The organism is Oceanobacillus rekensis (assembly GCF_002153375.1).
GTDB classification, from domain to species: Bacteria; Bacillota; Bacilli; order Bacillales; family Amphibacillaceae; genus Oceanobacillus; species Oceanobacillus rekensis.
In genome coordinates this window covers 685,857-699,558 of record NZ_MTBQ01000002.1, presented here as the reverse complement: position 1 = coordinate 699,558, position 13,702 = coordinate 685,857, and the positions used below count along the sequence as shown (strand labels likewise).

At 33.3% G+C, this 13,702-nt stretch carries 15 protein-coding genes; 6 read left to right on the top strand and 9 right to left on the bottom strand.

The window, feature by feature from the left end:
- Positions 1-75: 75 nt before the first annotated feature.
- Positions 76-813, bottom strand: a complete 738-nt coding sequence (locus BV906_RS07250; RefSeq protein WP_087972755.1) for a hypothetical protein — start codon at positions 811-813, stop codon at positions 76-78.
- A gap of 434 nt (positions 814-1,247) precedes the next feature.
- Here BV906_RS07250 and BV906_RS07245 point away from each other — a divergent pair, with 434 nt between their 5' ends.
- Positions 1,248-2,480 (top strand): hypothetical protein, encoded by a 1,233-nt coding sequence (locus BV906_RS07245; protein WP_087972754.1) that lies wholly within the window; start codon positions 1,248-1,250, stop codon positions 2,478-2,480.
- A 3-nt stretch (positions 2,481-2,483) separates the two neighbouring features.
- Here the strand turns inward: BV906_RS07245 and BV906_RS07240 are convergent, their stop codons facing one another.
- Together BV906_RS07240 and BV906_RS07235 are read right to left on the bottom strand one after the other, a co-directional pair.
- On the bottom strand, positions 2,484-3,299 hold the full coding sequence (locus BV906_RS07240; protein ID WP_087972753.1) for a DUF6602 domain-containing protein: 816 nt from the start codon (positions 3,297-3,299) through the stop codon (positions 2,484-2,486).
- 29 nt (positions 3,300-3,328) lie between these two features.
- The gene (locus BV906_RS07235; RefSeq protein WP_176330284.1) at positions 3,329-3,622 is read right to left on the bottom strand and encodes a YjcQ family protein; all 294 of its coding nucleotides are present in this window, start codon (positions 3,620-3,622) and stop codon (positions 3,329-3,331) included.
- A 147-nt stretch (positions 3,623-3,769) separates the two neighbouring features.
- Here BV906_RS07235 and BV906_RS07230 point away from each other — a divergent pair, with 147 nt between their 5' ends.
- Positions 3,770-4,081, top strand: a complete 312-nt coding sequence (locus BV906_RS07230; protein ID WP_087972751.1) for a hypothetical protein — start codon at positions 3,770-3,772, stop codon at positions 4,079-4,081.
- Positions 4,082-4,169: 88 nt separating this feature from the next.
- Here the strand turns inward: BV906_RS07230 and BV906_RS07225 are convergent, their stop codons facing one another.
- The 4 genes from BV906_RS07225 to BV906_RS07210 form a co-directional block, all read right to left on the bottom strand.
- A complete protein-coding gene (locus BV906_RS07225; RefSeq protein WP_140321971.1) occupies positions 4,170-5,312 on the bottom strand; it encodes a hypothetical protein in 1,143 nt (380 codons plus the stop codon).
- A 109-nt stretch (positions 5,313-5,421) separates the two neighbouring features.
- On the bottom strand, positions 5,422-6,222 hold the full coding sequence (locus BV906_RS07220) for a hypothetical protein (protein ID WP_176330283.1): 801 nt from the start codon (positions 6,220-6,222) through the stop codon (positions 5,422-5,424).
- A gap of 185 nt (positions 6,223-6,407) precedes the next feature.
- Complete coding sequence (locus tag BV906_RS07215) at positions 6,408-6,665, bottom strand: hypothetical protein (protein WP_087972748.1); 258 nt, start codon at positions 6,663-6,665, stop codon at positions 6,408-6,410.
- A gap of 21 nt (positions 6,666-6,686) precedes the next feature.
- Entirely contained in the window at positions 6,687-7,598 is a 912-nt protein-coding gene (locus BV906_RS07210) for a tyrosine-type recombinase/integrase (protein WP_087972747.1), read from the bottom strand.
- A 356-nt stretch (positions 7,599-7,954) separates the two neighbouring features.
- Between BV906_RS07210 and pckA the strand changes: the two genes are divergently transcribed.
- From pckA to BV906_RS07190, 4 genes are all read left to right on the top strand, one after another.
- On the top strand, positions 7,955-9,541 hold the full coding sequence (gene pckA / locus BV906_RS07205; RefSeq protein WP_087972746.1) for a phosphoenolpyruvate carboxykinase (ATP): 1,587 nt from the start codon (positions 7,955-7,957) through the stop codon (positions 9,539-9,541).
- 381 nt (positions 9,542-9,922) lie between these two features.
- Complete coding sequence (locus tag BV906_RS07200) at positions 9,923-10,912, top strand: ABC transporter substrate-binding protein (protein ID WP_087972745.1); 990 nt, start codon at positions 9,923-9,925, stop codon at positions 10,910-10,912.
- A 15-nt stretch (positions 10,913-10,927) separates the two neighbouring features.
- Complete coding sequence (locus BV906_RS07195) at positions 10,928-11,725, top strand: ABC transporter ATP-binding protein (RefSeq protein WP_087972744.1); 798 nt, start codon at positions 10,928-10,930, stop codon at positions 11,723-11,725.
- Complete coding sequence (locus BV906_RS07190) at positions 11,718-12,518, top strand: ABC transporter permease (protein WP_087972743.1); 801 nt, start codon at positions 11,718-11,720, stop codon at positions 12,516-12,518. The genes BV906_RS07195 and BV906_RS07190 overlap by 8 nt, the downstream gene beginning before the upstream one ends.
- Before the next feature lie 94 nt (positions 12,519-12,612).
- On the opposite strand, the gene ytkD is transcribed toward BV906_RS07190, so the two are convergent.
- Positions 12,613-13,086 (bottom strand): RNA deprotection pyrophosphohydrolase, encoded by a 474-nt coding sequence (gene ytkD, locus BV906_RS07185; RefSeq protein ID WP_087972742.1) that lies wholly within the window; start codon positions 13,084-13,086, stop codon positions 12,613-12,615.
- Between the two features lie 33 nt (positions 13,087-13,119).
- Positions 13,120-13,671 carry a hypothetical protein gene (locus tag BV906_RS07180; protein ID WP_245843975.1) on the bottom strand — a complete coding sequence of 184 codons (552 nt, stop codon included), beginning with the start codon at positions 13,669-13,671 and terminating at the stop codon, positions 13,120-13,122.
- Between the last annotated feature and the right edge of the window lie 31 nt (positions 13,672-13,702).

Sequence of the window (13,702 nt, the reverse complement as noted above, 5' to 3'; positions counted from 1 at the left end):
GTAGCACCTTTAAATGATAAGTTCAAACCCCCTTGTCGAAATAAAGTAATTACAACTAAAATCGTTTTACCTTTATTAGATTTCTCTTTCACCTTTATATATTTTTTGAATATCTTCTATAGACTTAATTTCTTTTTTTTGAATCCCACTTGATATTGCTGGAATCATTAAATCATTAATATCACGAATTGGATATTTATTGGTAACTATTCTACACGGATTACCAGTTAACTTTTCATAATCTTGTTTTACCAATTCGAATAGACCTTTAAGACCTTCCAAACTTCTAAAGTTTATATCATATAAACTTACTAACCATAATCCCTGGTATTTTTTAAATTCAGCTATATAAATTGGCGTATCTATATCTAACCTTAAATTAAATGCTTTCTGACTAGATGAATGAAGTAAAGAAACTGGAACATGGCTACCCCAATCCCTGCTAGTTGTTATTTCATTAAGTTCTTCTTTTTGTTCTTCAGTTATTTGAACATAGTCTATATTCAACTCTTTACTTTTTTTAAAAACTTGCTTTCTATAGTTTTGATATGAAATGCCGAATTTAGCTTGGTCTCCAAATAAATTCATTAGATAACTTGAAGTGTAATTAAGCATACTTTCATAATTCTCACATATCTCAGTTGAAACTACTCTTTTAGGTCTAGCAGCTAAATCCCTCTCTTCAATATATTCACCTAACTCATTAATTTGCCTTTCATATCTCTTTAGATTAATTGAAATTCCTATAATCAAATGATGAATATAATAAACGAAATCTTCTTTAGAATTAAATGTATAGCCCTTTAAGTTCAATTTTATCAACCACCTTCTGTTTAATTCTATCATAGAAGATTAATTGCTTACGCATTGAAAGTGGGAAAAGCACCACTTCCAAGATGATAACTAACATAAAAAATGTTAATATCTCACTCTGAAATATACATCTACCTTTTCAGATTAATTTTATTGTTTCTTACAAGTTTCTTTATTATGTGGGAAGTGGTTTTCTTCCCTGCGTTAGCATATCTTTTATCTTTTAGAATAACCCCTTTATATATATCTCTCTTTAAGGGAAGGTGCCACAAACCCTGTCATATCAACATTTGTTTACCAATTAAGCACTTTTGAAGTGCTGCATTACTTTTAAGTATTATTTTGGATATTGTTGAAGGTGTCAAAATGCTGTCTGTTTCTTCCTTTTTTCTTGTTAATGGTTTGTAGACATAACAAGAATAGGATGATACTAGATGCAAAACAAAACCAATACCAACACTAATATTAATGTAATTGATTCCATAATGGGAAGCGGTAAAACATCATGGGCAATACAACACATGAATGAATCTGATACAGAAAATAATTTCATCTATATCACCCCCTTTTTAAGTGAAGTTCAACGTGTAAAAGAATCTGTAACTAGTCGTAAATTTGTAGAACCACTAAATAAAGGTAATGGGAAGTTGGACAACCTGAAAAGGTTAATCATGGATGAAAGAGACATAGTTTCTACCCATGCACTGTTTCAAAATGCAGATGAAGAAATTATAAAGCTTCTTGAGGTTGGTAATTATACCTTGATTCTTGATGAAGTAATGAATGTGGTTGACCAATTCGACTTAAACAAAGATGATTTAAACCTACTACGTGATACTGGAATGATTGCCATTGATTCTGATACTGGTATCATACATTGGAATGAAAACAGTGAGTACCAGCATACTAAATATAATGAAATTAAAGTGCTATCTAAAAATGAAAATCTTATTTTTTTTGAAAACACTATTTTGTTTTGGACATTCCCAGTATCTGTGTTCAACGCATTCAATGAAGTATATATATTGACGTACCTTTTCCAAGCACAAGAACAAAAATACTACTATGATATGTACCATTTAAATTATTCATATAAAGCAGTTCAAAAGATTAATGAAAATTATGTACTGGTAGACCACGAAAACAAAGAACCATATAATAAAGAGTTAATAAAATCATTAATTAACATCTATGAAGGTAAATTAAATAATATTGGTGAAATTGATTTCAGTTTATCTAAATCATGGTTTGACAAAGATGTGAATACTGCCCTTGTTGCTAAACTGAAAAAGAATATATACAGTTTCTTCAGAAATAACGCTGGTACACCAGCAAAAGTAAACATGTGGACTTGTTATAAAGACCATAAGCCTAAATTAAAAGGTAAAGGATATACAAAAGGTTTTGTTTCCCATAATGCACGTGCTACTAATGATTATAAAGAAAAAGAATCTTTAGCATACATAATAAATCGGTTTATGCATCCGTACAAATACAAGTTCTTTAAATCAAAAGGTGTAGAAGTAAATCAGGATTTATACGCTTTATCTGAATTAATACAGTGGATATGGCGTTCACGTGTTAGGGAAGGTAAACCAATTAATCTATATATTCCTAGTAAGAGAATGCGTACAATACTAGAAACATATCTTCAATGTGATATATAAGCATTAATTAAACGCATATGCAATTGGGGTAACATTTATCTTTTTTGAAGTAAAGTAGTTTGTTAAAGGCGGTCTAGATATTCTCATTTCTGCGGGATAAACTCTATTTAAATGAAATAGAAATCCTGCAAGAGTATCTTCTCCCCATTCCTCATAAAACCATCCTTCTTTTACTTCATCAGGATGATTATTTATACTCCAACGATAAGTATCCTTATATTTGTAGTTTGCAATAATTCCTTTATTAAAGATAACAATAACGTCTAATTGTTCATTTTTCCTAACATTATTTTCCAAATAATATTGAACTATTTCCTTTAGAGAATCATAGAAATTGTTTTTTGCCTTCATGGTAAATATAAAATAAGGTATCTTTTTAGAATGTTCAACAAGTTCTTTTCCAGTTGTCTTTTCGTTAAACATAGTATCAAATCTATTTAATTTTTTTACAGAAAGACCTTGGATTAGACCTCTAATTAGTTCATGCTTATTAGCAATATCTGGTTTCACTTCTATTGCAACATCCACACCATCAGCAATTATTAACGAATGTTTTCCATTTGAATCTACTGTATTTGGATGATTTGGATTTAATATTAAACAATCTATTGAATCGGACCTCTGACCATTACTATCATATATTCCACCTTTTGAAATTCTATATGGAAAAGAATAATATTTTTGAACAAAAGACTGAACTGCATGTTCCCTAAAATCAGATACCTCTTGTGAAGTACCTTTACCTTCAATACTGCTTCGACTAAACTTCATTTGAATATCAGAGGCATCATATCTTAGTAACTCAAAAAATTCTTTCACGTAAACATCTCCTTATAGTTATCAACTATCTAAAGCTTAAACCAGTCACGTACTTCTTTAATTCCTTTATAGGTTTTTGCTAAACCACTATTTTCTTCTAAAAATTCTATTCCTTTCATTGTAATCTTTGCTGATGATATTGAAACTTCAGCTATTGTATTATCACCAAAAGCCACTGCAATTCCAGTAGCATAACCTTCATTTTTAATTAGTAACACAATTTCTCCCCATTGTTCGATTCTTAATTCATAATCTTCACGTTCAGGTACATTTCCCTGTTCCAATTCCTTCAGAATACTGTAAATCAGCTTTTTTTTATCCAATTTTATCAATTCCTTTCATCTTATAATACTTAAATTCGACAATATAAATAAAATTCCTTCTAAGTTGTGTCTGAAATTACACCATTCGTTGTTTAAGGTTTGTAAGCAACTTAAAAATATTAAACAAGTAAAGGTGGAAAAATAAAGATGAAAAACAAAAAGGAATTGAATTTAAACATAGAAGCACATAGCAGGTTGGTAACAAATATTATTGAGAAATCACTTGCTGGTGTTACAGTAAAGGAAATAACTGAATTAAGACAAGCATGTGAACTGAATAGGTATGAATATTACAATAAACTAAAATTGAAATATATCGTATTACTTGGATTGTTAGGTTTAGATTATAAAATTACACAAGAAATTGAAGAAAGTATTTTCTTCTTAATGCATGATATTATTCAACAAATTTCAACAAGTGGTAATCCTGATATAGAATTATATATAAAAATTTCATAACAAACTGACAAACTTCAGGGAACTGGAAACAGTTCTCTTTTAAATGCCATAGATTCCTTTTTCTTCAGTTATCATTGTAATTGTATGTCTATTTTATACTTTTAAAATATCGTGATAGTAGAATTAATTCAGATGACAATTTATTTAATGCCATTATACTATCATTTCTTTTTACTCTTCTGTATTCTTCTTTATCATATTTCCTTATTAATGTAGGGGAATCGAACTCTCTAATTGCATATGAATAATCATTTGCATATTTTTTAACCTTCAACAATGACATCCTTATATCCATGGGCAATAAATCACTATTATTTTTCACAAAATAGTTAACTTTTGTTTGATAAAAACTGGTAAACCCATCAAGCAATTCTCTTAATTTAATGTTTAATATTTCTTTGTTATTATCATTTCTAGAGTGTTCAATTAATGCAGACCGTTTATCTTTTAGTTCACACTCCACAGATTTTAACTCTTCTAACGTAGAACTGTATAAACCCCTGTTTTCTGAGAAATTTAAATATTCTAAAACAACCCGAAGTTCCTTTTGTTTAGACTCTAAAACTAGTATTTTATTGTAGAAGATATAGAATTTACCTTCATACTCCTTTATACTTGGTATCTCCTGATAAAAACCATCAATTATAGATGTCGATTTTGTAACATCCCATATTTTAAAATCCTTATTAAACATTCCAAAGTCAATATGTTCACCGCTATTATTAGCTAGTTTTTTTAGTAATATTATTATTTCTTCGTTTTTAATTCTAGGTGTTATAAATTTCTCATCCCTTTTAACTAAGTACAATAGATTTCTACCTAATAAATCAATAAGATTCTCAAACTTACTACCCAAAACACTATACATCATTTTAAGTTCTCTCTTTTTCTGAAAGTAATTAAATAAACCAGCTATAATAAAAGTGCTTACTACTACCCCAATTGAGTCAGCAATAACGTTAGGTAGAATTTCATCAAGCCAAAACCCTTTATCTAGAAAACTGTCCGCCCTATCATTTGCTATTTCAATATAAAACGAAAAGAAGAATATCCCAATTACAATTAAACTAATTACAATCGGAATGGTGTTCTCTTTAATTAGATTAAATATATTTTTTGTGATTGAAATAGACCTTTTCAAAAATCGGTTTGATACCTTTATAATTTTAACCTTCTTGTACACTCCAGCAATTTTTTTTATGTAGTCTAATTTAACTTTTACAGTTCTCACCTCACTATGATAATTCAGTATCATAATGACATTATATATTAAAAAATTACATTATTCATTAAAGTTTTAGTTAATAGAAATATAAATATTTAATTTCTGTAGTTTTTCTTTAGTAAGCTTCCCACACTTCATTAAATAAATCTTCCATGTATTTTGCTTTAAATTTCCTGTTTAAAATACCATAAAAGAAACCATATTTATTATGTACTGTACTTAATTTAATTTTCCTTACAAGTGCCTTAAATGCCTTTACTGCAATTTCAGTAACATCTAAAGATATATCATTTTTGTATGCTGAAATCTTTACAAGCTTCCAGTATTCTTCAATTTGAATTGCATTATTATAAAAATTCTTAACAAAATTAGTGAATTTCGCTGGTACTCTTTGGCTGGTAAAGGAAGCATCTAATGTTTGGTTTTCCAATTCAATACTTTTAGCTGGTTGTTCAGTTGATACGTCTGTATTACGTTTATTATTATTTGTGTTGTTAGTTTTAGAAAGATTGCTTGTTTGTGGTTGGTTCAATTTTTCCACTTTGGATGGTTCAGCTTGTACGCAAAAACGAATAAATGCATAAATATTGCTGGATTTACTGCCATTTTTTCGTACTGTTTCGTGTACTGAAATTAACCCTAAATTTTTAGCTTTTGTAATCATACGTTTAAATGTACTTCTACTGATGCCAGCACCATCCTTCTCATGTGTAGCTGATACGATAGTGCTTATCTTTGCATTGCATACACCAGTAACTTTTGCAGAAAATCGTATTAAACGCTTTAATGCCACAAGTTCCGATTTAGTAAACTTCTCTTTAATATCTAACATCCACTGTTCTATATTGTTGTTAAAGTCCTTTATATCTGTAAACTGTGATAAGTGGTTAAAATTCGCTATATTTCCTGATTGCATTTTCAATTTTCCCCTTAGTAACTGGAAACCAACATTTCGATTTAAAAAAAGCAATAGGAAACTAAGCCTTGCATTTTATCACTTTTTTTGATAAATTGAAGGTATTGAAATGCTGGTTATACAGTATTTATATTTTATAGTGTATTTTTTTGTCACCTGTTGTAGCAGGTGGCTTTTTCTTTTATTTATCTCTTTATTGAATTACATAGGTTTAATAAAGCTAAAGCAAATTGTTCTCCTTCTTTTACACCAAAGGTAATTACAGCTTCAACTTCATTAGCACCCCTATTAGAAATCTCAATAAGTATCGAATCATCTTCTGTTTCTTCACCTCTTGACTGTCTATACACTTTCTTAGCATCAGGAAGCTTCGTATAATGACTAGTAACACCTACATATAAGTCTTTCTTTTTAGAATCAAATATTTGATAATAATTACTCATACTGTTTACACCTCTCCTTAGTTAAATATCCATGTTATTTAATGGATTGTATTTGTCGTTCTGTTCTCTTAATTCATTTCCCCACATCCCGACATATCTCATAGTTACGCTTATATTTGTATGACGCATTAATTTTTGAATTGCAAATGACGACATACCACTCATAGCTAGTCTATGGCAAAATGTGTGACGAAACGTGTGACAAGAAACCCTTACATTTTTAAAGTTCATTACTTCTGATAAGTTTTTAAACATCAATGAAATAGCATTTGATGTCATTTGCCTGTTATTCCTTCCTACAAAAACAAACTCGCTTAGACTTCCAAAGTAGTGCATACAGAATGTTTTATAAGCTGATAACTCTTTGGATAACTTTTCCGTTATCGGAACTGTTTCTCTTATCCTTCCTTTACCTGTAATTGAAATATTATTATTGATGAAATCTATATCAGACCAACCAAGGTTTATAATTTCTCCCCTTCTGATTCCACTCCCAAGAATAGTAACTATAATTGTATAATCTCTATATGCAAAATAACTTTTATCACGTTGTTTAATCCTTCTATAGTAGTTCAGCATTTGCCTAATTTGTTCATCTGTAAATACTTCAATCCGAATATCTTCTTTTTGACGTTTAACTTTTTTTGCTGGATTCACTTTTATTACTTCACATTCCACCATGTAATTTAGAAAAGCACGGATTCTTAAAAGCTTCGTATTTATAGTACTAGGCTTGTTACCCCTTTTTTGACATTCCTGTAAGTGAGTTTTGACAACTTTGTAAGTAATTTCTTCAACATTTACAATATCGTTATCATGACAATAGTTAATAAATTCACCCAGCAATGTAGTGTAGTTGGTTATATTCTTAGGTGTAGTATTATTAAATCTCCTGTCATCCAAGAAATCCTGATAAGCAAATTTGATTAACAAAAAAAGACCACCCCCTTATATATATAGGAAGTAGTCTTTTGGTTATTAAGTAAGTTGTAATGGGACCAACTCTCATAAATCGGCTGTAACCATTGATACATCAACGTTTAAGGGTCTGTCCCTCCACCGACTCTGAATAAGAGAGTATCCGTTCAAATTTTAGATTAACGAAACAAAGCCAAACTGTCAACTGTTTAGAAAATGTAAACGATGTCAAATAATTTTCATTATTTCTTTTTAAATAGTATGGACTATTAAAATCAATGTGTTATACTAATAACTAGATTCAGTTAAATAGCGTGGAAAGTTATTCCATTATAGCATACAATACCTTTAAAAAGGCAGGAGATTTCAATATGAAAACTGTGGAAAAGTCATTAGTAACAGAGCTTTACAACCATCAGAATATTTATCAAAACTTATCTGTCGCACAATTAGTGGAGAAGATTTTAAATCGAAATGAAGGAATGTTGACTTCAACTGGTGCAGTTTGTGCTTCAACTGGAAAATACACTGGTCGTTCACCAGGGGATAAATTTATTGTTAATGATGAAGTTTCTAAGGATATTATTGACTGGGGCAAAGTAAATCAACCTATCGCAGAAGAAGTATTTGATCATCTCCATAGAAAAGTAATTGACTATTTAAATGAAAAAGACGAAATTTTTCAATTTAAAGGTTTTGCTGGAGCTGATGAGAGATATCGTTTGCCGATTCAGGTAATCAATGAATATGCGTGGCATAATCTATTTGCAAGACAATTATTTATCAACCCTAAAGAAGACGAATTAAAAAATCACCAAGCTGAGTTTACTGTGATTTCTGCTCCTGACTTTAAAGCTGATCCATCTATAGATGGTACAAATTCGGAAGCATTCATTTTGATTTCCTTCAAAAAACGTGTGGTATTAATTGGAGGTACGGAATATGCAGGCGAAATCAAAAAATCAATTTTTTCAATAATGAATTACCTGCTTCCAGAGCGTGATGTTCTGTCCATGCACTGCTCGGCAAATGTCGGGGCAGAAGGTGATGTGGCATTATTCTTTGGACTTTCAGGTACTGGGAAAACAACATTATCAGCAGACCCTTATCGTCGTTTGATTGGTGATGATGAGCATGGATGGAGTCCAAACGGCGTGTTTAATATCGAAGGCGGATGCTATGCAAAAGGTATCAATCTGTCTGAGGAAAAGGAACCGCAAATATTCAATGCGATTCGCTATGGTTCTGTGCTGGAAAATGTTGTTTTAGATGCAAAGACTCGTATTGCAGATTATGATGATATTTCACTAACTGAAAATACACGTGCGGCATATCCACTCGAGAATATCGATAATATTGTCATACCAAGTGTTGCAGGACACCCGAATACAATCATTTTCTTGACAGCCGATGCTTCCGGAACATTGCCACCAATTAGCCGCTTAACAAAGGAGCAGGCAATGTATCATTTCCTTAGTGGCTACACAAGCAAACTTGCTGGAACAGAGCGTGGTGTGACAGAACCACAAGCAACATTCTCAGCTTGCTTTGGTTCACCATTCCTGCCGCTGGCACCATCAAAATACGCTGAAATGCTTGGAGAAAAGATTGATATGTTCGATTCCAATGTATTTTTGGTTAACACCGGCTGGACGGGTGGTTCCTATGGATATGGAACACGCATGAAGCTTTCTTATACTCGGGCAATGGTTCACTCAGCATTGGAAGGTGAATTGAATTCTGTTGAAACTACAAAAGATGATGTCTTTGGATTGGAAATCCCGATGCATGTACCAGGTGTTCCTGATGAAGTTCTTATTCCTAAGAACACTTGGCTTGATAAAGCAGCCTATCAAGAAGCTGCACAGTCACTTGCACTTAAATTTCAAAAGAACTTTGAGAAATTTACATTGGCAAGTAATGATATCAAGCAAGCAGGACCTTTATACAAAGGTTAATATAAGTGAATTATTGGTCAGCCTATGTAATGGTAGCCAGTCTCCTAATGGAGGCTGGCTTTTTTGTTTTTCTATTTCGCATAGATTGTATTTATCTCCCCCGTATTCGGGATAAACACGAAGTAATTACACATTGCCATAGGTAACTGTTACGTCCGGGATCGCTCCGGGCGGATGCTTTCCGCGGACACATGCTTTTCCCGCAGGACAAGGAAGGCTACGATTTTTTTTGCAATCGTATTGTAGTGCTGTTATTTAGTTTCGTATGTAGTGCTCAATTCACCGCTTAACAACTTTTCCAATATAGGCATTCACACATTTTTCCCGATTTGCATAAAATATGTTAATAAACTATCACCTATTTTGAAGGGAAAGAATTGTATGAAGAAAATTAGATTTATCGCTCTATTGTCAGGTTTTCTCCTTGTTTTCCTTTCCGCTTGTAATTCTGAAGAAACAACGAAGATAAATTTAGCGGAGGTTACGCGTTCACTTTTTTATGCACCACAGTATGTGGCACTGGAAATGGGTTTTTTTGAGGAAGAAGGTCTAGAAGTGGAGCTCCAAACAACATGGGGTGGCGATACGACAATGACAGCTCTTCTATCAGGCGGTGCGGATATTGCACTTGTTGGATCAGAAACGTCGGTTTATGTGTATGCACAGGATTCCAAGGATTATGCGATTAATTTTGCTCAATTAACCCAAACAGATGGGACATTTTTAGTGGCAAAGGATCCGAAACCAGATTTTAAATGGGAAGACCTAAAAGATAGTAATTTCTTAGGGCAACGTGTCGGAGGCATGCCACAAATGGTTGGTGAGTTTGTTTTAAAAGAGCATGGTATTGATCCACATGCAGATCTCGATTTGGTTCAGAATATCGATTTCGCCAATATCCCTGGAGCGTTTGTTTCCGGTGATTATGAGTATGTTCAGTTGTTTGAGCCAACAGCAAGCGTTTTTGAAAAAGAAGGTCAAGGACATATTGTAGCATCTTTTGGTGAGGAGTCTGGCAAAGTACCATATACCGTTTTCATGACGAAACAAAGCTACATGGAAGAAAATGATGAAGCAGTAGAGGCTTTTACCCGTGCTGTTTACAAAGCACAACAATGGGTCCAGGAACATAGTGCGAAAGAAATCGCTGAAGTGATTGAACCATATTTTGAGGATACAGATTTAGAAATGCTTGCATCCTCCATTGACCGTTATAAGAGTCAGGGGTCCTTTGCTACCGATCCAATTTTGGATGAGGAAGAGTGGGATAATCTGAAATCAATTATGGATGAAGCTGGTGAACTTCCAGGAGATGTACCATATGATGACTTAGTCAACACAGACTATGCTGAAAGAGTAATGACAGATTAAAAAGGAGGAGATCTTGTGTCATTTTTGACGTTGGACCGTGTCTCCCATCATTATTTTTCAAAAGATAGTTATACAAAAGCATTAAATAGTATTTCCTTATCACTTAGAGAAGGTGAATTCGTCGCACTACTGGGACCAAGCGGTTGTGGAAAGTCTACCCTGCTCTCCATTATCGCTGGTATTATCCAACAGACAGAAGGAAAAGTGTTACTTCAAGGCCATGCAATTGGTGAATCGGAAATGGATATTGGATATATGTTACAGCAGGATTATCTTTTTCCATGGAAAACAATTATCGATAATGTCTTGCTCGGCCCAAAAATCAACAATAAAAAAACAGAAGAATTAAAAAATCAAGCAACTCAATTACTTGATGAGGTTGGCTTAAAAGCTGTATCCGGAAAATATCCAAATGAACTATCCGGTGGGATGCGCCAACGTGTAGCTTTGGTTAGAACACTTATTAATGACCCAAAAATTTTATTGCTTGATGAACCTTTTTCCGCACTCGATTATCAGACGAAACTGAATCTAGAGGATCTTGTTGCTGATTTACTAAAATCCTATCACAAAACCGCAATATTGGTAACGCATGATATCGGTGAAGCGATTGCCATGAGCGACCGAATTTTCATGATGAATGCGAACCCTGGATCCATTGCAAAAGTATATGAAGTTCCAATCGAATTGCGAAATGAAGTACCATTCATGGTCAGGCGCCGTCCGAAATATCAAATTCTCTTCGATAAAATTTGGGATGAACTCGAAGCTAAGGAATCAGTTAAAAAGGCGGTGGAGATTCCAGATGAATGACCGTCAATTATTTGAACGCTATCAACAAGGATTGAAGCGAGAGAAAAAAATTGTTCTCTCATGGCAATTATCCATTCTAATTGCGTTTATTGCCATATGGGAAATAGCCAGTCGCCTCTATTGGATTGATCCATTGTTATTCAGTTCGCCAAGTAAAGTTGTCAGTCTGATTGTGACCCGTTTTGCGAACGGTTCCATATTCAGCCACTTACAGATTACTCTCTTTGAAACAATCATCGGATTTATTATCGGTACCATTGGCGGAATCCTTATCGCCACCATGCTCTGGTCTTCTGGACGATTCGCAAAAATTATGGATCCATATCTTGTTGTCTTTAATGCCATGCCAAAAGTAGCACTCGGTCCAATTCTTATCGTTGCACTAGGCCCTGGCTATCTTTCCATTATTGCCATGGGATTCATCATTTCAGTTATTGTAACCACTTTAGTTGTCTTTTCAGCATTTAATGAAGTAGACCCGAATTATGAAAAAGTATTGCAAAGTTTCGGTGCAACGAGATGGCAATGTTTTAAGGAAGCCATTTTCCCAGCAGCAATGCCGGCGATGATTTCTACGTTAAAAGTAAATGTTGGGCTTTCCTGGGTTGGTGTCATTGTCGGGGAATACCTCGTATCTAAACAAGGCCTTGGCTATTTAATCATTTATGGATTTCAAGTCTTTGATTTCACCCTCGTTATGTCTAGTCTTGTTATTATTGCAATCTTGGCAGGCATTATGTATAAATTAGTGGAAAAACTCGAACGCTGGCTGATTAGAAACAGAAATATATAGCCTGATTTTGTGGGCTATATATTTCTGTTCCACTTGGGAAACAGCGTATTCCAACAACAAACAGAGACCAAACCCAACCGGATTTGATCTTTGTTTATTGCATGTTTTTCGTTTTAATATATTTCATACAATTTTCCAGAACTCCGTCTTTCATAATAAAACTGTATTTCTTGATATATTTAACTTTGCCGGGAATATAGTTGAGCAGAATTGGACCATCTGTTTCATAATAGGTTTCCTGTTCTGTTAGTTTATTTATGGTGGCAAAATAAACATTTTTTACTACCGTGTCGCTTCTACCATCTACCCTGTACTGTCCAATATAGCTAATATTCTGGATAGTTCCGCCTGTTTCTTCCATTACTTCCCGAATGGCAGCGTCTTTTGCTGTTTCTCCTTCCTCAACTTTCCCACCTGGAAATTCTAATCCACGTTCCTTATGTTTTGTTAAAAGCCACTGCCCCTTATGCATACAGATTACCCAAACATGCCTAGGATTTTCTGAAAAGGGATGGTCTTCAAAGGAAAGCTTTACTTCATTGTTGTAGTAATCTCTGAATGTTATCAAATAATTCAACTGCCTTTTTTGCTGGTTGGAAAATTAATTATACATAATGTTCGTTATTTTCCAATCGGTCTCATATGTGAAATCCAACTCCAATTGGTAGTCGCCGTCAAGTTCTGTATAGTTATCCTGAACAACTTTTACTGTTGAAGCATCCATGCTTATCATATCATAATCATTTTCTTCTAGAAACCATGGTGGTGTCTCAGTTGGCAAAAGATACAGTCCATCTACTTTTTCCGTGTAATAAAAGTCAACAAGTTGGATTGCTGTTTCCTTCGTTGTTACTTTTTCAAATTCATTCAGAAGTTCCTCTTTTGTATCAAACTGAATTACTTTATAATTTGAGTCAATATCCTGCACGAGAATTTCCATGAATCTATTGGTTAATGCAACTATTTCTTCATGTGTTAGTTCTTTCTCTCCCTGTACATTTACTACTTCTTTTATGGAAGAGGATGTTTCGATTTGTAGATGATCACTTGCAAAAGCAGTTTCTTTATTTATTGTCAGATTTCCAATCAGAACGAACAACGCGATGAGGCCTATTGGTATAATCCACTTTACTTTCACTAGGTGTTTTCCCATTTTAATTCCCCCCTGTTGATAAAGTGTTTTC

Bases quoted from the DNA above. Each gene is read 5' to 3' on its own strand.
- BV906_RS07245 (WP_087972754.1), top strand. From the start codon at position 1,248: ATGCAAAACAAAACCAATACCAACACTAATATTAATGTAATTGATTCC.
- BV906_RS07230 (WP_087972751.1), top strand. From the start codon at position 3,770: ATGAAAAACAAAAAGGAATTGAATTTAAACATAGAAGCACATAGCAGG.
- BV906_RS07220 (WP_176330283.1), bottom strand. From the start codon at position 6,222: ATGCAATCAGGAAATATAGCGAATTTTAACCACTTATCACAGTTTACA.
- BV906_RS07215 (WP_087972748.1), bottom strand. From the start codon at position 6,665: ATGAGTAATTATTATCAAATATTTGATTCTAAAAAGAAAGACTTATAT.
- pckA (WP_087972746.1), top strand. From the start codon at position 7,955: ATGAAAACTGTGGAAAAGTCATTAGTAACAGAGCTTTACAACCATCAG.
- BV906_RS07200 (WP_087972745.1), top strand. From the start codon at position 9,923: ATGAAGAAAATTAGATTTATCGCTCTATTGTCAGGTTTTCTCCTTGTT.
- BV906_RS07190 (WP_087972743.1), top strand. From the start codon at position 11,718: ATGAATGACCGTCAATTATTTGAACGCTATCAACAAGGATTGAAGCGA.
- BV906_RS07180 (WP_245843975.1), bottom strand. From the start codon at position 13,671: ATGGGAAAACACCTAGTGAAAGTAAAGTGGATTATACCAATAGGCCTC.